General features: G+C 65.2%; 18 protein-coding genes and 2 tRNA genes. 13 read left to right on the top strand and 7 right to left on the bottom strand.

Annotation, left to right across the window (positions count from 1 at the left end):
* Position 1: 1 nt before the first annotated feature.
* The 4 genes from queG to RAH32_RS08450 form a co-directional block, all read right to left on the bottom strand.
* Positions 2–1,024: a tRNA epoxyqueuosine(34) reductase QueG gene (queG, locus tag RAH32_RS08465; RefSeq protein WP_306607067.1), complete on the bottom strand. Its 1,023-nt coding sequence runs from the start codon at positions 1,022–1,024 to the stop codon at positions 2–4.
* A 46-nt stretch (positions 1,025–1,070) separates the two neighbouring features.
* Positions 1,071–1,757, bottom strand: coding sequence for an FtsZ-binding protein FzlA (fzlA, locus tag RAH32_RS08460; RefSeq protein WP_306607065.1), 687 nt, complete (start codon positions 1,755–1,757; stop codon positions 1,071–1,073).
* Between the two features lie 81 nt (positions 1,758–1,838).
* Positions 1,839–2,555, bottom strand: coding sequence for a monofunctional biosynthetic peptidoglycan transglycosylase (gene mtgA, locus RAH32_RS08455; RefSeq protein WP_373429685.1), 717 nt, complete (start codon positions 2,553–2,555; stop codon positions 1,839–1,841).
* A gap of 23 nt (positions 2,556–2,578) precedes the next feature.
* Positions 2,579–3,112, bottom strand: a complete 534-nt coding sequence (locus RAH32_RS08450; protein WP_306607063.1) for a DUF1269 domain-containing protein — start codon at positions 3,110–3,112, stop codon at positions 2,579–2,581.
* Positions 3,113–3,258: 146 nt separating this feature from the next.
* Here RAH32_RS08450 and RAH32_RS08445 point away from each other — a divergent pair, with 146 nt between their 5' ends.
* Complete coding sequence (locus RAH32_RS08445) at positions 3,259–3,567, top strand: hypothetical protein (RefSeq protein ID WP_306607061.1); 309 nt, start codon at positions 3,259–3,261, stop codon at positions 3,565–3,567.
* Between the two features lie 85 nt (positions 3,568–3,652).
* A complete protein-coding gene (locus RAH32_RS08440; RefSeq protein ID WP_306607059.1) occupies positions 3,653–4,102 on the top strand; it encodes a DoxX family protein in 450 nt (149 codons plus the stop codon).
* A gap of 91 nt (positions 4,103–4,193) precedes the next feature.
* Here the strand turns inward: RAH32_RS08440 and RAH32_RS08435 are convergent.
* Positions 4,194–4,278: transfer RNA gene (locus RAH32_RS08435), tRNA-Leu, on the bottom strand.
* A 172-nt stretch (positions 4,279–4,450) separates the two neighbouring features.
* Here RAH32_RS08435 and RAH32_RS08430 point away from each other — a divergent pair.
* The 5 genes from RAH32_RS08430 to gltB all read left to right on the top strand — a co-directional run bounded on the left by RAH32_RS08430 (position 4,451) and on the right by gltB (position 13,127).
* On the top strand, positions 4,451–5,437 hold the full coding sequence (locus tag RAH32_RS08430) for a complex I NDUFA9 subunit family protein (RefSeq protein ID WP_306607057.1): 987 nt from the start codon (positions 4,451–4,453) through the stop codon (positions 5,435–5,437).
* Positions 5,437–6,240, top strand: a complete 804-nt coding sequence (locus RAH32_RS08425) for an undecaprenyl-diphosphate phosphatase (protein WP_373429684.1) — start codon at positions 5,437–5,439, stop codon at positions 6,238–6,240. Before RAH32_RS08430 ends, RAH32_RS08425 begins: the two co-directional genes overlap by 1 nt.
* Before the next feature lie 152 nt (positions 6,241–6,392).
* Complete coding sequence (locus tag RAH32_RS08420) at positions 6,393–7,889, top strand: NAD(P)-dependent oxidoreductase (protein ID WP_306607056.1); 1,497 nt, start codon at positions 6,393–6,395, stop codon at positions 7,887–7,889.
* Between the two features lie 7 nt (positions 7,890–7,896).
* A complete protein-coding gene (locus tag RAH32_RS08415; protein ID WP_306607054.1) occupies positions 7,897–8,589 on the top strand; it encodes a hypothetical protein in 693 nt (230 codons plus the stop codon).
* 2 nt (positions 8,590–8,591) lie between these two features.
* The gene (gltB, locus tag RAH32_RS08410) at positions 8,592–13,127 is read left to right on the top strand and encodes a glutamate synthase large subunit (protein WP_306607052.1); all 4,536 of its coding nucleotides are present in this window, start codon (positions 8,592–8,594) and stop codon (positions 13,125–13,127) included.
* 126 nt (positions 13,128–13,253) lie between these two features.
* Here gltB and RAH32_RS08405 read toward each other — a convergent pair.
* Positions 13,254–13,329: transfer RNA gene (locus RAH32_RS08405), tRNA-Lys, on the bottom strand.
* Positions 13,330–13,423: 94 nt separating this feature from the next.
* Here RAH32_RS08405 and dapF point away from each other — a divergent pair.
* Positions 13,424–14,254 (top strand): diaminopimelate epimerase, encoded by an 831-nt coding sequence (dapF, locus tag RAH32_RS08400; protein WP_306607049.1) that lies wholly within the window; start codon positions 13,424–13,426, stop codon positions 14,252–14,254.
* A complete protein-coding gene (mtaB, locus tag RAH32_RS08395; RefSeq protein ID WP_306607047.1) occupies positions 14,251–15,504 on the top strand; it encodes a tRNA (N(6)-L-threonylcarbamoyladenosine(37)-C(2))-methylthiotransferase MtaB in 1,254 nt (417 codons plus the stop codon). Before dapF ends, mtaB begins: the two co-directional genes overlap by 4 nt.
* Before the next feature lie 15 nt (positions 15,505–15,519).
* Here the strand turns inward: mtaB and RAH32_RS08390 are convergent, their stop codons facing one another.
* A complete protein-coding gene (locus RAH32_RS08390; RefSeq protein WP_306607045.1) occupies positions 15,520–16,356 on the bottom strand; it encodes a universal stress protein in 837 nt (278 codons plus the stop codon).
* Between the two features lie 198 nt (positions 16,357–16,554).
* Here RAH32_RS08390 and ccoN point away from each other — a divergent pair, with 198 nt between their 5' ends.
* The 4 genes from ccoN (at position 16,555) to ccoP (ending at position 20,133) form a co-directional block, all read left to right on the top strand.
* Positions 16,555–18,159, top strand: coding sequence for a cytochrome-c oxidase, cbb3-type subunit I (gene ccoN / locus RAH32_RS08385; protein ID WP_306607043.1), 1,605 nt, complete (start codon positions 16,555–16,557; stop codon positions 18,157–18,159).
* A 13-nt stretch (positions 18,160–18,172) separates the two neighbouring features.
* Positions 18,173–18,898 carry a cytochrome-c oxidase, cbb3-type subunit II gene (gene ccoO / locus RAH32_RS08380; RefSeq protein WP_306607041.1) on the top strand — a complete coding sequence of 242 codons (726 nt, stop codon included), beginning with the start codon at positions 18,173–18,175 and terminating at the stop codon, positions 18,896–18,898.
* 9 nt (positions 18,899–18,907) lie between these two features.
* Positions 18,908–19,096, top strand: a complete 189-nt coding sequence (locus RAH32_RS08375; protein WP_306607039.1) for a cbb3-type cytochrome c oxidase subunit 3 — start codon at positions 18,908–18,910, stop codon at positions 19,094–19,096.
* A gap of 164 nt (positions 19,097–19,260) precedes the next feature.
* Positions 19,261–20,133: a cytochrome-c oxidase, cbb3-type subunit III gene (ccoP, locus tag RAH32_RS08370; protein ID WP_306607723.1), complete on the top strand. Its 873-nt coding sequence runs from the start codon at positions 19,261–19,263 to the stop codon at positions 20,131–20,133.
* The last annotated feature ends 60 nt before the right edge of the window (positions 20,134–20,193 follow it).

Raw genomic sequence — 20,193 nt, 5'->3', positions numbered from 1 at the left:
CTCAGGACTGGGCCAACCGTTCCGCAGCCCAGCGGGCGGCATCGGCCACGGCGGGGTCGGGATCATCGACCAGCCCGCGCGCCACATCGGCCAAACCGGAATCGCCGGAATTGCCAATGGCATACAGCACATTGCGGACGAACCGGTCTCGTCCGATCCGCTTGATCGGGCTGCCTGAAAAGCGTGCCCGAAAGCCGGTATCGTCGAGCATGGCCAGTTCCGCCAATGGCGGCGCGGCGACGATGCCGCGATAGCGCATTTCGGACCCGGCCTGGGCGAACTTGTTCCAGGGACAGACCGCCAGGCAATCGTCGCAGCCATAGATGCGGTTTCCCAGCAGCGGGCGCAGCGCGGGATCGACCGGACCCTTGTGTTCGATCGTCAGATAGGAAATGCAGCGCCGCGCATCCAGCTGATAGGGCGCGGGAAAGGCCTTGGTCGGGCAAGCGTCCAGGCAGGCGCGGCAGGATCCGCAATGGGAAATCTCGGGCGCGTCGGGGGGCAGGGGAACGGTCGTGAAGATCGACCCCAGGAAGAACCAGCTTCCCAGGTCGCGCGACAGAAGGTTGGTGTGCTTGCCCTGCCAGCCCATCCCCGCGGCCTGCGCCAGGGGCTTTTCCATGACCGGCGCGGTATCGACGAAAACCTTGATTTGTTCTCCGGGCACCTGCTCCAGAAGCCACCGCCCCAACTGCTTCAGGCGTTTCTTGACCAAGTCATGATAATCGCGCCCCTGGGCATAGACGCTGATCGCCGCGCGGTCGCGCTGTTCAAGCACGCCCAGGGGATCATGGTCGGGCGTGTAAAGCTCGGCCAGCACGATCACCGACCTCGCCTCGGGCCACAGCGCCGCCGGATCGCCCCGCCAATGCGTCCGCTCGGCCATCCAGCCCATCTGCCCGTGCCGCCCGGCGTCCAGAAACTGCTGCAACCGTTCGGCCACCTGCGGAACCGCATCCGGCGTCGTGACCCGCATCCGCGAAAACCCGACCGCCTCGGCCTCAGCCGCCAGACGCTCTTTCATTCTGGCATAAATATCCCGGGGGGTCTGGGGGGCTGGCCCCCCAGACTTATCCGAAATCAAGCTCGGCATAATGGGGGGCCGGGTGGATCCCCGGCACCTGGTCGGCCAGGACCGACCGGAAAGCCGGGCGCGACTTGATCGTCGCATACCAGTCGCGCAAGGATTCCGACCGGTCCCAATCCACGTCCGAAATATAATCAAGGCAGGAAAAATGCGCCGCCGCCGTGAAGTCCGCCAGCGACAGGCTGTTGCCCCCCAGCCAGCGGCGGGTTTCCAGCAGCGTGGTCAGATAGTCGATATGCTCCTTGATCGCGCGCAGCCCGTCCTTGACCACCCGGCTGTCGGGATAGCCCTGGCGGGTGACCTTCTTCCACACCCGTTCGGTCAGGATCGGGACCGTCACCTCGGTGTTGAACTTGTCGTCGAACCAGGCGCAGAGGCGGCGCACCTCGTGCCGCTCCAAGGGCGTGGCGGGCATCAGCGCAGGGCTGGGAACGGCTTCGTCCAGATATTCGATGATCGCCTGGCTTTCGGCCAGCATGTTGCCGCGATGGCGCAGCACCGGCAGCTTGCCCGCCGGGTTGCGGCGCTTCAGGTCGGGCGGGCTTTCCCAATAGCGTTCCTCGACCAGTTCGACCTCGATCCTCTTTTCGGCCAGCACCAGCCGCACCTTGCGGCAGAAGGGCGAAAGGGCAGAATGATAAAGGCGGGTGGTCTGATTATTGGTATTCATCGCCTGCTTCGGGATCATCTGTCATGCAATCCGGCCTTGATAAGCCTGTGGCGGCCATGTTTCAACCGGAAGGCGCAGCCTTTACAGGCAATCGGCCCGCCCGTCGCGCGCAATCGTCGCGGCCCCGTCCGCGATCGCGCGGGACCGGGCGGATGCCCGGTTCGGACTGCGGGACTTTGGCGCGGGCAGGACGGCCGCCAGCCGTGCGGCCTGCACGGGTGTCAGCCGGTCGGGGGTGGTGCCGAAATATTCCCGCGCCGCGGCTTTGATCCCGAAGATGCCGGGGCCGAATTCGGCGACATTCAGATAGACTTCCAGGATGCGGCGCTTGGACCAGAAGGCCTCGATCATGGGGGTAAAGGCGGTTTCCAGCACCTTGCGCGTCCAGCTGCGTCCCTGCCACAGGAACACGTTCTTCGCCGTCTGCTGGGTCAGCGTCGAGGCCCCCCGCGACGAACCCGAGGCCACGACCTTGCGGATTTCGGTCATGTCGAAACCCCAGTGCAGGCAGAAATTGGCGTCCTCGGCCGCGACGACGGACCGGCGCATGACCGGGGCCACGTCCTCGATATCCACCCAGGCCCGCGGCTGCGTCCCCTCGGCCACGATGGTCCAGGTCGTCGGCGGGTTGATCAGCGCATAGAACATCACCAGCGCCAGCATCAGCGCCAGGAACCGCAGGCCCAGCCAACGCAGCCAGATCAGCGCCCGGCGCAGGGGACGCCAGCGAAGCGCGGGTGCCGGCGCGGTGTCGCTGGCAGGGGGGCTGAACAGGATGCGCAGGACCATGGCCGCCATGTCTCATGCGGCCCGGCCTTGCGTCAAGCGCCGCCGGCGGGCGGCGTGACCGGCGGGATGGGGGCGGCATTGCCCGACAGCGCGTCGCGCAGCTTGTCCTCGTCCTGTTGGGACAGGGATGTCTGCAGCACCCGCCCGCGGCGATGAAAGGATTGAAGCCGGTCCAGCACCTTGTCGGCGGTCATCTTGCGCAGCAGCACGAAGACCGCCGATCCGCCCGGCGGCAGGGCGCGGGCCGTGTTGCGCATGAATTCGTCGTTGATGCCCACATCCGTCAGCCGCCCCGCCAGGGCGCCGGACGCCGCGCCGACCGCAGCCCCGATCAGCGGGTTCAGAAAGACCAGCCCCACCAGCGTCCCCCAGAACCCGCCGCCCAGCGCCCCGGCTGCCGTCAGGTTCACCGCCTGATGCAGCTTGATGTCGTCTTCGGCGGGACGGGTGACGACGACCGCGTCCTCCATCTCGATCAGATAGTCCTGCTGCATCTTCACCAGTTCCGCGCGCAGTTCGAACCCGGTGGCCTCGTCGTCGAAGGCGATGACGATCAGTTCCGACATGGTGCTTCTCCTGTCACAAGGGTTGCCCGGCAGACGATACCGGCGGCTGCGGCTTTCGGCAATGTGAACAAGGGGGGCGGAAATTGCTTGAACGGTGCGGGTTTGCTGCGCATATCGGGCCATCCGCAACGATCCGGCCATTCGGGATGAGAGTTCTTGCCACAGTCCTGCTGATGATGTCGCTGCTGGCGATGTCCGTCGCGGCGGCAAGCGCGGATATCACGCGACCCCTGTGCAGCGCCCAGATCCGGGCGGACGACATGTGCTATGCGGCGGGCCTGCCTGGCAGCACGGCCGAGACGGTCAAGAAACCCGGCTTCTGCTTCATCTGCCTGGCGCCGATCGACGGCACCGACGAACTGCCGCGACCGGGATCGCCCATCCATGCCGATGCCGGCCCGGCCCTTCAGGGCGATGCCATCTGGGCCGCACCCTGGCGGCCTCCGCGCGCCTGATCCTCCGACTGCATCAATCCCGCCCTTGTGGGCAACGCTGTCACCCTTGCGCCGCATCGCGGCCGCAAGTTGCCGGAGATCAAGAATGACCGACTACAACACCACCAATACCCGCTTCATCATTCCCGGCCTGCAAGGCCTTTATGCCGCGCTGGCCCCCGTGACGGTGCTTTACATGCGCCTGATCGCGGGCATCGCCTTCATGGTCCATGGCTGGCCCAAGATCATGTCGCCCATGGGCGCCGTTGGCATGGTCGAAGGCTTGGGCTTTCATCCCGGCTGGTTCTGGTCACCGCTGCTGGCCGCGACCGAATTCTTTGGCGGGCTGCTGCTGGCCCTGGGCCTGCTGACCCGTCCCGCGGCCTTTGCGGTGTCGATCGTGCTGTGCGTGACCACGTATTTCCACTGGGTCGTCCAGGCCGAGGGGTTCGGCGGCGCCGAGAAGTCGCTGCTGTGGCTGGCGATCACGCTGTATTTCGTGGCTCATGGCGGCGGCAGGCTGTCCCTGGACCGCGCCATCGGCAAGCAGTTCTGACGACAGGCGGGGCGGGCACGATCCCGCCCCCACATATGCCAGGGACAAGCAAAAAGCCCCCGGAAAACCGAAGTTTTCCGGGGGCTTTTTATGGTGCCCAGAAGAGGACTCGAACCTCCACGCCTTGCGGCACACGGACCTGAACCGTGCGCGTCTACCAATTCCGCCATCTGGGCCAACTGGTGTGAGGCGGGTCTCTAAAGGCAGTCGCGGGGGGCGTCAATGGGGGTCGAGAAGAAATCTTGCGAAATCCTGACGCATCACGCGCCGCCCGACCCTTGTCTTGTCGCGGGACGCGCGCAGGGGTATGGAACGCCCAGGCATCGGCATGAAGGAGGCGAGACGCCCATGGCGAAACTGGTCACGATTTTCGGCGGGTCGGGCTTTCTGGGCCGGCATGTCGCGCGGCTGATGGCCAAGCAGGGCTGGCGCGTCCGCATCGCCGTCCGCCGCCCGGACGAGGCGCTGTTCACCCGCACCTATGGGTCGGTGGGCCAAGTCCAGCCGGTGCTGTGCAACATCCGCGACGATCTGTCCGTGCGGGCCGCAATGGTTGGCGCCGATGCGGTGGTGAACTGTGTGAACATCCTGACCCCCAAAGGGAAAAGCACCTTCAAGTCCGTCTTTGAAGACGGCGCCGAACGGATCGCTCGCCTGTCGAACGAAATGGGTGTGGCGCGGGTCGTCCATGTCTCCGGCCTGGGGGTCGATGCCGAATCGGACAGCCCCTATATCGCCGGCAAGGCGCGCGGAGAGGCGGCGGTGCTGCGCCATCGTCCCGATGCGGTGATCTTGCGCCCCTCGGTGATGTTCGGGCCAGGCGACAGTTTCTATAACCTCTTTGCCGCGATGACGCGCCTTGGACCCATTCTGCCGGTCGTCGGCGCCAGAACCCGGATGCAGCCGGTCTTTGTCGATGACGTGGCCATGGCCGCCGTGAAGGGCGCCACGGGCGAGGCTGCGCCCGGCATCTATGAACTGGGCGGCCCCGATGTGATGACGGTCAAGGATGTGGCGGATCAGGTCCTGCGCGCCACCATGCGCCGCCGCGGCGTGATCGGCCTGCCGTTCTGGGCGGCGAACCTGGGTGCGCGCGTCTTGGGCGTTCTGCAATTCGTGACGGGTGGGCTGTTCACCAATTCCCTGCTGACCCGCGACCAGATCGCCTTGCTGCGCAAGGATAACGTGGTCGCCCCGGACGCCAGGGGGTTCGACGACCTGGGCATCCAGCCGGTCGCCGCCGAGGCGGTGATCGACGACTATCTGTGGCGCTTCCGCCCGTCCGGGCAGTATGACGCGATCAAGCGGTCGGCCAAGAACCTGCGCGCCGACTGATGGAATCCAACACGATCGTTGCCGCGGTCCTCGGGATCCTCGAGGGCCTGACCGAATTCATTCCGGTGTCGTCCACCGGGCACATCCTGTTGGCAGGTCATTTCCTGGGCTTCGATTCGCCCGGCCGCAGTTTCGAGGTGCTGATCCAGTTGGGTGCGCTGCTGGCGATCCTGGGGGTCTATTCGGCACGGATCGTTCAGATCCTGACATCGGCCCCCCGTGACCCGGCCGCCCGCCGCTTTGTCATGGCGGTGCTGCTGGCCTTCCTGCCCGCCGCGATCGTGGGCGTCCTAGCGCATGGCTTCATCAAGTCGGTGCTGTTCGAGACGCCGATCCTGATCGCCGTCATGCTGATCCTGGGCGGGATCGTGCTGCTGTGGGTGGATCGCCGCGCCGATCATCCCGTCTATGACAGGGCCGAGGATCTGCCCCTGTCCGTGGCCTTCAAGATTGGTCTGTTTCAGTGCATTGCCATGGTTCCCGGCGTGTCGCGATCAGGCGCGACCATCGTGGGGGCCTTGCTGCTGGGCGCGAACAAGCGCGCAGCGGCCGAGTTTTCGTTCTTTCTGGCGATGCCCACCATGCTGGGCGCCTTTACCCTGGACCTGATCAAGAATCGCGACCTTCTGGACGCAAGCGCATTGGGTAATATCGCCATCGGCTTTGTGGCAGCCTTCCTGACCGCGTTGATCGTGGTCCGCTGGCTGCTGGGCTATGTCTCGCAGCATGGCTATGCGCTGTTCGGTTGGTGGAGGATCATCGTCGGTGGCATTGCTTTGCTGGCGATTTCGGCGGGTTGGTAACGCATGCTGACCTAAATATTCGCCCCGAGAGCAGGCTTTTTGCACTTCGAATAAGAAATATGCGTATTAGGTCAGCATGACTGACTTTTAATGACTGGGGGCTTGGTTTACTGCGTCTGCGGAAGCTCCTGTCATCGGAAGGTCGCGCAGCCATGGCCACGCAGAAAATGCTCAAGTTCGTCTCGACCCCGCGCGAGATGCCCGAGAAACGTTCGGCCGCCGAGCGCAGCGAAGACTTCCACGAAATCTATCGCGAATTCGCCGATGCCAAGGCGGCGGAACAGGCCAGCCGGTGCAGCCAGTGCGGCGTGCCCTATTGCCAAAGCCATTGCCCGCTGCACAACAACATCCCCGACTGGCTGCGCCTGACTGCCGAAGGGCGTCTGGAAGAAGCCTATCGCGTCAGCCAATCGACCAATACCTTCCCGGAAATCTGCGGCCGCATCTGCCCGCAGGACCGGCTTTGCGAAGGCAACTGCGTGATCGAGCAGTCGGGCCACGGCACCGTCACCATCGGCTCGATCGAGAAATACATCACCGACACCGCCTGGGAGATGGGCTGGGTCAAGCCTGCCGCCCCCGTGATCGAACGCGCCGAAAGCGTGGGCATCATCGGCGCGGGCCCGGGTGGGCTTGCCGCCGCCGACATGCTGCGCCGTCAGGGATTCCAGGTCACCGTCTATGACCGCTACGACCGCGCGGGCGGGCTGATGACCTATGGCATCCCCGGTTTCAAGCTGGAAAAGGACGTGGTCATGCGCCGCAACCGATGGCTGGAGGACGGCGGCGTCGAATTCGTTCTGAACTGCAACGTGGGCGAGGATATCAGCTTCGACGCGATCCGGGGCAAGCATGATGCCGTGCTGATCGCCACGGGCGTCTACAAGACGCGCGACCTGGACATCGACAATGCCGATGCGGGTGGCGTGGTGCGGGCCATAGACTATCTGACCGCGTCCAACAAGGTCGATTTCGGCGACGAGGTGCCGGATTACGAAGACGGCGAACTGAACGCCCGCGGCAAGCGCGTGATCGTCATCGGCGGCGGCGACACCGCCATGGACTGCGTGCGGACCGCGATCCGCCAGGGTGCCTTGTCGGTCAAGTGCCTGTATCGCCGGGACCGCGCCAACATGCCGGGCAGCCAGCGCGAGGTCCAGAACGCCGAGGAGGAAGGCGTCGAGTTCGTCTGGATGTCGGCGCCAGGCAAGTTCATCGGCCATGTCGCCGGCGATTTTGCCGCGAACCAGGAGGCCGACGTCGATGGGCCGGTACGCACGGTGATGCAGATCGCCTCGGTCGGGATCCAGAAGATGCGCCTGGGCGCGCCGGACGTGTCGGGCCGTCAGTCGCCCGAACTGATCGAGGGCGCCGATTACGACGAACCTGCCGATCTGGTCATCAAGGCCCTGGGCTTCGAACCCGAGGATCTGCCCAAACTGTGGGGCGTCGATGGGCTGGAGGTGACACGCTGGGGCACGATCAAGGCCAATTTCCAGACCCACCAGACCAGCCTGCCCGGCGTCTTCGCCGTGGGCGACATCGTGCGCGGCGCCTCGCTGGTTGTCTGGGCGATCCGCGACGGACGCGAGGCCGCCGAATCCATCGCCGGTTATCTGACCGGCGCGGCCCGCCTGGCGGCAGAGTAGGCCCGCGATGCTGCGGATCATCCTGTCCCTCGGGCTGGCCCTGGCGGCGAGTGCCGGCCATGCCGCCAATTTCGTCCCGCCCAGCGGTTGCCAGTTGCAGGCCACGGTCCAGAACCGGGGCTGTTCGGTCAGCCAGTATTACATCTGCAAGGCCGATCCCGCCGGCGATCAGCGCAGCGCGATCTTCGGCGAGGACGGGCTGCGCCATCTGTCGCGCATCGACGCCGAAACCCGCTGGGTCGAAAGCAGCGATCCGAACACCGGTCTGGCGGATTTCCTGGTGGAACGGTCCAAGGACCATGCAAGCTTCCGCACCCTGCTGGAAACGGGTGAGGACAGCTTTGACTTCTGGACCGAATCGAACACCGGCGAACGCCTGCGCCATGTGGGTCAGGACATCCTGACCGGCGAAAAGGTCGAGATCGACGGACAGCCGCTGGAGGTCACGCGCTTCCAGCTCAAGACCTATGGCGCCGATGGCGAATTGCTGATCGAACGCAGCGGCCAGCAATTCGTCAGCCGCAAGATGGGCCGCTTCTATGGCGGGATTGAAACCCAGTCCGACTGGACCGGGCAGCGCCAGGAAACCAATGACAGCCCCGTCACCTTCGCCTTTCCGGGCGAGCCGGGCTTCGGGGACACCGAACCGCAATACGACTGCGATCAGTTGCTGACGCAGCTTATCCACGAAAGGGCCTAGCGATGAGCAAGGATTGGCAACAGGAACAAGAGGCCCTTCGCGACTGGATGGCCAAGAACAGCCTGTATCGCGAGGAGGACGAGCATTCCTCCTGCGGCGTGGGCCTGGTGGTCAACATCGACGGCAAGGCCAGCCGCAAGGTGGTGCAGTCGGGCATCGACGCGCTGAAGGCGATCTGGCACCGCGGCGCGGTTGATGCCGACGGCAAGACCGGCGACGGCGCGGGCATCCATGTCCAGATCCCGGTCCCCTTCTTCTATGACCAGGTGCGCCGCACGGGCCATGAACCGGACCAGTCCAAGCTGATCGCGGTGGGCCAGGTCTTCCTGCCGCGCACCAATTTCGCCGCCCAGGAAGCCTGCCGGACCATCGTGGAATCCGAAGTCCTGCGCATGGGCCATTACATCTATGGCTGGCGCCACGTCCCGGTGAACACCGCCGTGCTGGGCGAAAAGGCCAATGCCACCCGCCCTGAGATCGAGCAGATCCTGATCCGCTGCGAAAAGGACATCGACCAGGTCCGGTTCGAACGCGAATTGTACATCATCCGCCGCCGGATCGAACGTGCGGCCGTCGCGGCGCAGATCGCGGGGCTTTACTTCTGTTCGCTGTCCTGCCGGTCGATCATCTACAAGGGCATGATGCTGGCCGAACAGGTCGCGGAATTCTATCCCGACCTGAAGGACGAGCGGTTCGAGAGCGCCTTCGCCATCTATCACCAGCGCTATTCCACCAACACCTTCCCGCAATGGTGGCTGGCGCAACCCTTCCGCATGCTGGCCCACAACGGCGAGATCAACACGCTGAAGGGCAACCTCAACTGGTTGAAAAGCCACGAGATCCGCATGGCATCCAGTGCCTTCGGCGACATGGCCGAGGATATCAAGCCGATCGTGCCTGCCGGGTCGTCGGATTCGGCGGCCCTGGATGCGGTGTTCGAGGTCATGGTCCGTTCGGGCCGCAGCGCCCCCATGACCAAGACCATGCTGGTCCCGGAAAGCTGGTCCAAGGCCACCACCGACATGCCCAAGGCCTGGGCCGACATGTATGCCTATTGCAACGCCGTGATGGAGCCTTGGGACGGTCCCGCCGCCCTGGCGATGACGGACGGCCGCTGGGTCTGCGGCGGGCTTGACCGCAACGGCTTGCGGCCCATGCGCTATGTCGTGACGACCGAGAACCTGCTGATCGCCGGATCCGAGGTCGGCATGGTCCCGGTCGATGAGATGAGCGTGCGCGAGAAGGGCGCGCTTGGCCCCGGCCAGATGATCGCCGTCGATATGTGGGACGGCAAGCTTTACCACGACAGCGCCATCAAGGACCGCCTGGCCTCCAGCCAGCCTTTCGGCGAATGGATCGAGAAGGTCGTGGACCTGAACGACATCATGCGCGAACTGCCCGAGCAGGCGCATTTCAGCGGCGACGAACTGCGCCGCCGCCAGACCGCCGCCGGCTATACGCTGGAGGAACTGGAGCACGTCCTGTCGCCGATGGCCGAGGATGCCAAGGAGGCCATCGCATCCATGGGCGACGACACGCCGCCGGCGGTGCTGTCGAACCAGTACCGCCCGATGAGCCACTTCTTCCGGCAGAACTTTTCGCAGGTCACGAACCCGCCCATCGACAGCTTGCGCGAAACGCGGGTGATGAGCCTCAAGACCCGGTTCGGCAACCTCAAGAACGTGCTGGACGAATCCAGCAGCCAGACCGAGATCCTGATCCTGGAAAGCCCCTTCGTGGCCAACGGCGAATTCGCCGAGATGTCGCGTATGTTCGGGGAAACGGTGACACGGATCGACTGCACCTTCCCCGACGGGGCTGGTCCCGAGGCCCTGGGCGAGGGCCTGGCCCGCATCCGCGCCGAGGCCGAGGATGCCGTGCGCTCGGGCGCGGGCCATCTGGTGCTGACCGACGAAGGGCAGGGGCCGGACCGGGTGGCGATGCCGATGATCCTGGCTACCAGTGCGGTTCATAGCTGGCTGACCCGCAAGGGCCTGCGGACCTTCTGTTCGCTGAACGTGCGGTCGGCCGAATGCATCGACCCGCATTACTTCGCCGTGCTGATCGGCTGCGGCGCGACCACCGTGAACCCCTATCTGGCCCAGGATTCGATCCAGGACCGGATCGAACGCGGCCTTCTGCCCGGCACCCTGATCGAAAACATGCGCCGTTACCGCGACGCGGTGGATGCGGGCCTTTTGAAGATCATGGCGAAGATGGGGATTTCCGTCATCTCGTCCTATCGCGGCGGCCTGAACTTCGAGGCCGTGGGCCTGTCCCGCGCCATGGTCGCGGAATACTTCCCCGGCATGCACAGCCGCATTTCCGGCATCGGGCTGCATGGCTTGCAGTCCGACCTCGAGGAACTGCACCACAAGGCCTTCCACGGCAACGCGGACCTGCTGCCGGTCGGCGGCTTCTACAAGATGCGCCGCTCGGGCGAAAAGCACGCCTGGGAAGCCAGCACCATGAAGCTGCTGCAGGTGGCCTGCGACAAGGCGTCCTATGACGTCTGGAAGCAATACAGCGCCACCATGCGGGCCAATCCGCCGATCCACATCCGCGACCTTCTGGACATCAAGCCGCTGGGCAAGCCGGTGCCCATCGAGGAAGTCGAATCGATCACCTCGATCCGCAAGCGGTTCGTGACGCCGGGCATGTCGCTGGGTGCCTTGTCGCCCGAAGCGCACATGACGCTGAACATCGCCATGAACCGCATCGGCGCCAAGTCCGATTCGGGCGAGGGCGGCGAGGATCCGGCGCATTCGCATCCGCTGCCCAACGGCGACAACCCCTGCGCCAAGATCAAGCAGGTGGCCTCGGGCCGCTTCGGCGTCACGGCCGAATACCTGAACGCCTGCGAGGAGCTTGAGATCAAGGTCGCCCAGGGTGCCAAGCCGGGCGAGGGCGGGCAGTTGCCCGGCATGAAGGTCACCGACCTGATCGCGCGCCTGCGCCATTCGACCAAGGGCGTGACGCTGATCTCGCCTCCGCCGCATCACGACATCTACTCGATCGAGGATCTGGCGCAGCTGATCTATGACCTGAAGCAGATCAACCCGCGCGCCAAGATCACGGTGAAGCTGGTGGCGTCCAGCGGTGTGGGCACCATCGCTGCGGGCGTGGCCAAGGCCAAGGCCGACATCATCCTGATCTCGGGTCACAATGGCGGCACCGGGGCCTCGCCCGCCACGTCCATCAAGTTTGCGGGCCTGCCGTGGGAAATGGGCCTGACCGAGGCGCATCAGGTGCTGGCGATGAACCGGTTGCGCGAACGGGTGACGCTTCGCACCGACGGCGGCCTGCGGACGGGCCGCGACATCGTCATGGCCGCGATGATGGGGGCCGAGGAATACGGCATCGGCACGGCCGCGCTGATCGCCATGGGCTGCATCATGGTCCGCCAGTGCCAGTCGAACACCTGTCCGGTGGGCGTCTGCACCCAGGACGAACGCCTGCGGGCCATGTTCACCGGCAGCGCCGACAAGGTGGTGAACCTGATCACCTTCTATGCGCAGGAGGTCCGCGAGATCCTGGCTGCCATCGGCGCGCGCAGCATGGACGAGATCATCGGCCGCGCCGACCTTCTGACCCAGGTCAGCAGGGGCGCCGCGCATCTGGATGATCTGGATCTGAACCCGCTGCTGATCACCGTCGATGGCGCGGACAAGATCGTCTACGACCGTTCCAAGCCGCGTAATGCGGTGATGGACACGCTGGACGCCGAGATCGTCAAGGACGCCGCCCGCTTCTTCGAGGATGGCGAGAAGATGCAGCTGTCCTATGCCGTGCGCAACACGCACCGGACCATCGGAACCCGCACCTCCAGCCTGATCGTGCAGAAATTCGGGATGCGCAACAACCTGCAGCCCGACCACCTGACGATCCGCCTGACGGGATCGGCCGGGCAGTCGCTGGGGGCTTTTGCCGCACCGGGGCTGAAGATCGAGGTGTCGGGCGATGCCAACGACTATGTGGGCAAGGGTCTGTCGGGTGGCACCATCGTGGTGCGCCCGCCGATGGCCAGCCCGCTGGTCGCGGCCGAGAACACCATCATCGGCAACACGGTGCTTTACGGCGCAACCGACGGTTATCTGTTCGCCGCAGGGCGGGCAGGGGAACGCTTCGCCGTGCGGAACTCGGGCGCCAAGGTGGTGATCGAGGGCTGCGGCAGCAACGGCTGCGAATACATGACCGGCGGCGTGGCCGTAATTTTGGGCCGGATCGGCGCGAACTTCGGCGCAGGCATGACCGGCGGGATGGCTTATCTTTATGATCCGAAAGGCGTGGCGCAGGACTATATCAATCCTGAAACGCTGGTGATGTGTCCCGTGACCAAGGATCATTGGGAAGGCCAGTTGAAGGGCCTGATCGAGCGGCATTTCAAGGAAACCGGATCACGCCGCGCAGGAGATATCCTTGCGGACTGGGAGGTCGAGAAGACCAACTTCCTGCAGGTCTGCCCCAAGGAGATGCTGATCCACCTGGCTCATCCGATCATGGACGTGGAAGAACCCGCAGCCGTCCCCGCCGAATAAGGCGGGGCCTCACACGAAGATCGGGCGCGCAGCGATGCGCGCCCTTTTTCGTGGCACGACGAACTTTCAGCATGGCAAAAAAGATCAGGGCCTGGGCTTTTCGGCCCAGGCCCTTGATTTGACATATGGTGAGCCCGACAGGATTCGAACCTGTGACCCACTGATTAAAAGTCAGTTGCTCTACCAACTGAGCTACGGGCCCAACACGGGCGCTTACTAGGGGGGGCTGCCGGGGGCGTCAAGCGGAAAAGACACGGGCACTGGCGGAAATTTCCGGCAGGGATTATAGGACGCGCATGAACAGAAAATCCGCCCCCGGCCTGCCCTTCATGAAGATGCATGGGCTTGGCAACGATTTCGTCGTCCTGGACCTGCGTGCCGGGGGCGCCGCCCCCTTGGCCGGGGTGGTGGCGCGCATCGCGGACCGCCAGCGCGGGGTGGGTTTCGACCAGCTTGCCACCATCGAGGCGGACGACCAGGCGGATGTCCGGCTGCGCTTCTGGAACGCCGACGGTTCCGTCAGTGCGGCCTGCGGGAACGCGACCCGCTGCATCGCCCGGTTCGTGATGGACGAAACAGGCCGCGACCGGCTGAGCTTGCGGACCGACCATGGCGTGCTGCTGGCCGAAGATGCGGGCCAAGGCCTGACGCGGGTGAACATGGGGCCGCCGGTGCTGGACTGGCGCGCGATCCCCCTGGCGCAAGACGTGGACATCGACCACCTGCCCATCGACGGCGATCCGGTGGCGACCGGCATGGGCAATCCGCATGTGACCTTTTTCGTGGACGACGCGGCCTTCGTCGATCTGGCGAGTTTTGGCCCTGCGATGGAACACCACCCCCTTTATCCGCAGCGCACCAATGTCGAGGTCGTGCAGGTCGTCTCGGCCGACGAGATCATCCTGCGCATCTGGGAGCGCGGCACGGGGCCGACGCTGGCCTCGGGGTCCTGCTCCTGTGCTGCCGCCGTGGCCGCGGCCCGGCGCGGGCTCACCGGGCGGCGCGTCACCGTGAACGTGCCGGGCGGCGTGCTGCGGATCGACTGGCGCGACGACGGCGTCTGGATGGAAGGGCCGACGGCGCATGTCTTTTCGGGCGTCCTGACACCTGAATGGCTGGCATCATGACCGCGCCTGTCTTTTCTACCCTCGGCTGCCGCCTCAACGCCTATGAAACCGAGGCGATGAAGGAGATGGCCGAAGCCGCGGGCCTGTCCGGCGCCGTGGTCGTCAACACCTGCGCGGTGACCGCCGAGGCCGTGCGCAAGGCCCGCCAGGAAATCCGCCGCCTGGCGCGCGAAAACCCCGGCGCGCCGGTGATCGTGACCGGCTGCGCCGCCCAGACCGAACCCGAAACCTTCGCGCAGATGCCCGAGGTCACCCGCGTCATCGGCAATCACGAGAAGATGCAGCCGGAAACTTGGCAGGGCCTGCGCGCGCCCGACCTGATCGGGGAAACCGAAAAGATCCGTGTCGATGACATCATGTCGGTGCGTGAAACGGCGGGCCACCTGATCGACGGGTTCGGCCGCCACCGCGCCTATGTCCAGGTCCAGAACGGCTGCGACCACCGCTGCACCTTCTGCATCATCCCCTTCGGGCGGGGCAATTCGCGGTCGGTGCCTGCGGGTGTGGTGGTGGAACAGATCAAGCGCCTGGTGGGGCGCGGCTTCAACGAGGTCGTGCTGACCGGCGTGGACCTGACAAGCTGGGGCGCCGACCTGCCCGGCACGCCACGCCTTGGCGATCTGGTGATGCGCATCCTGCGGCTGGTCCCGGATCTGCCGCGCCTGCGCATCAGCAGCATCGATTCGATCGAGGCGGATGAAAACCTGATGCTGGCCATCGCCACGGAACCGCGCCTGATGCCGCATTTGCACCTGTCATTGCAGGCGGGCGACGACATGATCCTGAAGCGGATGAAGCGCCGCCATCTGCGCGACGACGCGATCCGCTTCTGCGAGGAAGCACGGCGGCTGCGCCCCGACATCGTCTTCGGCGCCGACATCATCGCCGGTTTCCCGACCGAGACCGATGCGATGTTCGAGAACAGCGTGAAGCTGGTGGAGGATTGCGGGCTGACCTTCCTGCATGTCTTCCCGTTTTCCCCGCGCAAAGGGACGCCCGCCGCGCGGATGCCTGCCGTGAAAGGCCCGGTGATCCGCGACCGCGCCGCCCGCCTGCGCGAGACGGGCGAGGCCGCGCTGCGCCGCCACCTGGATGCGCAGGTAGGCCAGACGCATCGCGTCCTGACCGAAGGCCCGCGCCTGGGCCGGACCGAACAGTTCACCGAAGTATCCTTCGCCAGCGACCAGCCCGAAGGCGCGCTGATGGACCTGCGCATCGCGGGGCATGACGGGACGCGGCTGGTCGCCTGAACCAGCCGCGGGCGTTCAGCGGGCCATCAGAACCGGCACCTTCGCCTTTTCCAGCATGTTGCGCGTGGCCCCGCCCAGGATTGCCTGGCGGAAGCGGGAATGGCCATAGGCCCCCATCACCACCAGATCCGCGCCGATCTCGGTCGCGCGGCGGTTGATCTCCTCGCTGACGGTCGCGGCGGTGCGGGCCAGGACGGTGATATCGGCATGGACGCCGTGGCGGGTCAGCATCTGCGCCAAGGGGGCTCCGGGCTCCGAGCCATCGGCGCCGCCGCGCGGGTCGATCACGGTGATCTCGACCGAACCGGCAGCCTGCAACAGCGGCAGGGCGCGGCGGACGGCGGCCAAGGCCTCGATCGACTGGTTCCAGGCGATCAGCACCTTTCCCGGCGGATCGGCGGGCAGGGCGGTGCCCGGAAGGACCAGGACGGGGCAGCAGCCCTCGAACAGCGCGGCCTCGACCACGGCCTCGGCCTCGCCGGGGGCATCCTCGCCATAGGGGCGGGCCAGGACGGTCAGGTCGGAAAACCGTGCGCGCATCCCGACAAGATTGGCGATGCCGCCGATCTGGGCCACGGCGGCCTCGGACGACCAGCGAAGGTCGCTGTAGCGGCCAAGATGCTGCCGGACCTGCCTGTCCAGATCGCCCGCCTGTTCCACCGCCATGTCGATGGCGTCCTGGAAGGCATAGGGCATACCGTTCGGGAAGTAGTAACCGACCTGCGTATGGTCCAGGCCGAGGCTGAGAACCGACAGATGCCCGTCCTCGCGCGCGGCAAGGGCTGCCGCCGCGTCAAGCTGGGGCATTTGGCGGGGATCGGACAGGACGGTCAGGATGCTTTTGTAACCCATGTCGGTCTCCTCTGATCGGGCAGGCGCAGGATGGCGGTTTCGCCACGGCCCAGCCTTGATCGGAATCAAACCGCCGAACTTGATGCAGATCAAGGTTTCGTGCGCCCCTGCCGCCTTATTCCCACTGCGACGAAGGGATCTGTCCGGCGGCGATTCGTGCCGTGTGGTCATTCCCGCCAAGGGACGCAGGTGGAAGCCATGTGGAATTATGTAAAACTGATCTTGCTGGGCTCGATCGCGCTGTTGGCCGCGATCGGCGCCAACATGGCGCGCGATCCGGCCTATATGGTCAATGCGATCGTCGTCATGCTGGTGGCGGGCGGGATGTTCGTCTGGTCCTTGCGCCAGGTCGACGAACCGGCACGCGTCATCGACCGGACGCAGTATATGGACGACGTGGTCCGCTTCGGGGTGATCGCCACGGCATTCTGGGGCGTGGTGGGCTTCCTGGTAGGCGTGGTCATTGCCTTTCAGCTTGCCTTTCCAGCGCTGAACCTGTCGGACCTGACGCAGGGTTATACCAACTTCGGCAAGCTGCGGCCGCTGCATACCAGCGCGGTGATCTTTGCCTTTGGCGGCAACGCGCTGATCGCCACGTCCTTTTATGTGGTGCAGCGCACCTCGGCCGCGCGGCTCTGGGGCGGGAACCTGGCCTGGTTCGTGTTCTGGGGATACAACCTTTTCATCGTGCTGGCCGCGACCGGCTATATCGCCGGGGCCACGCAGTCCAAGGAATATGCCGAGCCGGAATGGTATGTGGACTGGTGGCTGACGGTGGTCTGGGTGGCCTATCTGGCCGTGTTCCTGGGCACCGTGATCAAGCGCAAGGAACCCCATATCTACGTCGCCAACTGGTTCTACCTGGCCTTCATCGTGACCATCGCGATGCTGCACATCGTCAACAACCTGTCGGTGCCGGTCAGCATCTTCGGATCGAAGTCGGTCCAGGTGTTTTCGGGCGTGCAGGACGCGATGGTGCAGTGGTGGTACGGCCACAACGCCGTGGGCTTCTTCCTGACCGCGGGCTTCCTGGGGATGATGTACTACTTCATCCCGAAGCAGGCCGAGCGTCCGGTTTATTCCTACAAACTGTCGATCATCCACTTCTGGGCACTGATCTTCCTGTATATCTGGGCCGGTCCGCACCACCTGCATTACACCGCGCTGCCTGATTGGGCCTCGACGCTGGGGATGGTCTTCTCGATCATGCTGTGGATGCCGTCCTGGGGGGGCATGATCAACGGGCTGATGACGCTGTCGGGGGCCTGGGACAAGCTGCGCACCGACCCGATCCTGCGCATGATGGTGGTGGCCGTCGGCTTCTACGGCATGGCGACCTTCGAAGGCCCGATGATGTCGATCAAGGCCGTGAACAGCCTGTCGCACTATACCGACTGGACCATCGGCCACGTCCATTCCGGCGCCCTTGGCTGGAACGGCATGATCACCTTCGGCGCGCTCTACTACCTGACGCCGCGTCTGTGGGGCCGGGAACGCCTCTACAGCCTGTCGCTGGTCAGCTGGCACTTCTGGTTGGCCACCATCGGCCTGGTGCTTTACGCGGCATCCATGTGGGTGTCGGGCATCATGGAGGGCCTGATGTGGCGCGAGGTCGACAGCCAGGGCTTCCTGGTCAACGCCTTCGCCGACACCGTGCAGGCCAAGTTCGCGATGAACGTGGTGCGCGCCCTGGGCGGGGTCCTCTATCTGACCGGCGGGATCATCATGGCCTACAACCTTTGGGCCACCGTGGCCCGCCAGCCCAAGGCCCATTCGACCGCCATCGGCGTGCCGGCCGAATAAGGGAACGCGAGCAATGCAACTTCTTGAAAAACACAAGATCCTCGAAAAGAACGCGACGCTTCTGCTGATCTTTTCCTTCCTGGTCGTGACTATCGGCGGCCTCGTGCAGATCACGCCGCTGTTCTATCTGGAAAACACCATCGAGAAGGTGGAAGGGGTCCGCCCCTACACCCCCCTGGAACTGGCAGGCCGCGACATCTATGTCCGCGAGGGCTGCTATGTCTGCCACAGCCAGATGATCCGCCCGATGCGCGACGAGGTCGAGCGTTACGGCCATTACAGCCTGGCGGCCGAATCGATGTATGACCACCCGTTCCAGTGGGGGTCGAAGCGCACCGGCCCGGATCTGGCGCGCGTGGGCGGGCGCTATTCGGACGAATGGCACCTGGACCACCTGCGCGACCCGCAGTCGGTGGTGCCCGAATCCATCATGCCGAAATACGGCCATCTGATGAACCGGATCATCGGTCCCGAATACGTCCAGGACCGCGTGGAAACCGATGCCCTGGTCGGCGTGCCCTATTCCGAGGAGATGATTGCTGCTTCGGTCGAGGATTTCCGGGCGCAGGCCGATCCCAATGCCGATGCCGAAGGCCTTCAGGAACGCTATCCGGGCGCGCAGCAGCGCAACTTCGACCGCCAGCCGCAGCTGACGGAAATGGATGCGCTGATCGCCTATCTGCAGGTGCTTGGCACGATGGTCGATTTCTCGACCTTCGAGCCGGACCCGGCGCGGTAGGGGGCGGGCATGGAAACCTACAGCTTCCTGCGCGGGCTGGCCGACAGCTGGGCGCTGCTGCTGCTGGTGCTGTTCTTCGTGGGCGTGATCCTGTTCGTGTTCCGCCCCGGATCCCGCAAGGCCCACCGCGACGCCGCCGAAAGCATCTTCAGGAACGAGAACCGTCCCGCCGACGCGGACGACAAGGAGGGCCGGTGATGGCCGACAACGACAAGGACAAGCCAGTCGATCCGCATCTGGATCCCGCCAATCCCGACAACCGGGTCTCGGTCCAGCGGCACGCGGCCGACAGCGAACATGCCGCCAAGATCCTGGGCGAGATCCCCGAACGGCCCCGCGCCGACAAGCCGGTGGCCCCCAAGATGCGCAAGCCGACCCGCAAGGGTCTGGTGCAAGAGGTGGGATCGACCGGGCACCAGTGGGACGGGATCACCGAATACGACAACCCGATGCCCCGCTGGTGGCTGTGGACCTTCTATGCCACGATCGTCTGGGCGGTCGGCTACATGATCGCCTATCCGGCGATCCCGATGGTCACCCAGGCGACCAAGGGCCTGCTGGGCACCGATTACCGCCAGGAGGTCGCCGCCGAGATCGAGCGTTTCGATCAGGCCAATGCCGCCATTCAGACCCGCCTGGCCGAGGTTGACCTGACCGCGATCCCGAACGACCCCGAACTGGTGAACTATGCCACCAATGCCGGCGGCGCGATCTTCCGCACCTGGTGCGCGCAGTGCCACGGATCGGGCGCGGGGGGCGCGCGGGGCTATCCGAACCTTCTGGACAACGACTGGCTGTGGGGCGGCACGCTGGAGGATATCCACCTGACATTGCAACACGGCATCCGCGACCCGAAGGACGGCGACACGCGCTATTCGCAGATGCCCGCCTTCGGCAGCGACGGCATCCTGGAGCGGGCGCAGATCGACCAGGTGGTGAATTACGTCCTGTCCCTGTCCGAGCAGCCGCATGACGCAGCCAAGGCGGCGGAAGGGATGCAGGTCTATGCCGACAACTGTTCGGCCTGCCACCTTGAGGACGGCACCGGCGACCGCAGCCAGGGCGCGCCCAACCTTGCCGACGCCGTCTGGCTTTACGGCAACGATCACCAGACGCTGACCCGCATCGTCAGCGAAGGTCCCTACGGGGTGATGCCCGCCTGGAACGCGCGCCTGTCCGAGGCCGAGATCCGCGCCGTCGCCACCTATGTTCACGGCCTGGGCGGCGGGGAATGACCCCCGCCCGGCCACCGGCTTTCGTCGGGGTCCACCACCCCTGACGAAAGAGACCGGCCC

Origin of the sequence: Paracoccus yibinensis, assembly GCF_030846195.1 — a bacterium.
In the GTDB taxonomy this organism is placed as follows: Bacteria; Pseudomonadota; Alphaproteobacteria; order Rhodobacterales; family Rhodobacteraceae; genus Paracoccus; species Paracoccus yibinensis.
Note: the sequence above shows the minus strand (reverse complement) of the source record. Positions and strands in the feature narration are given on the sequence as shown.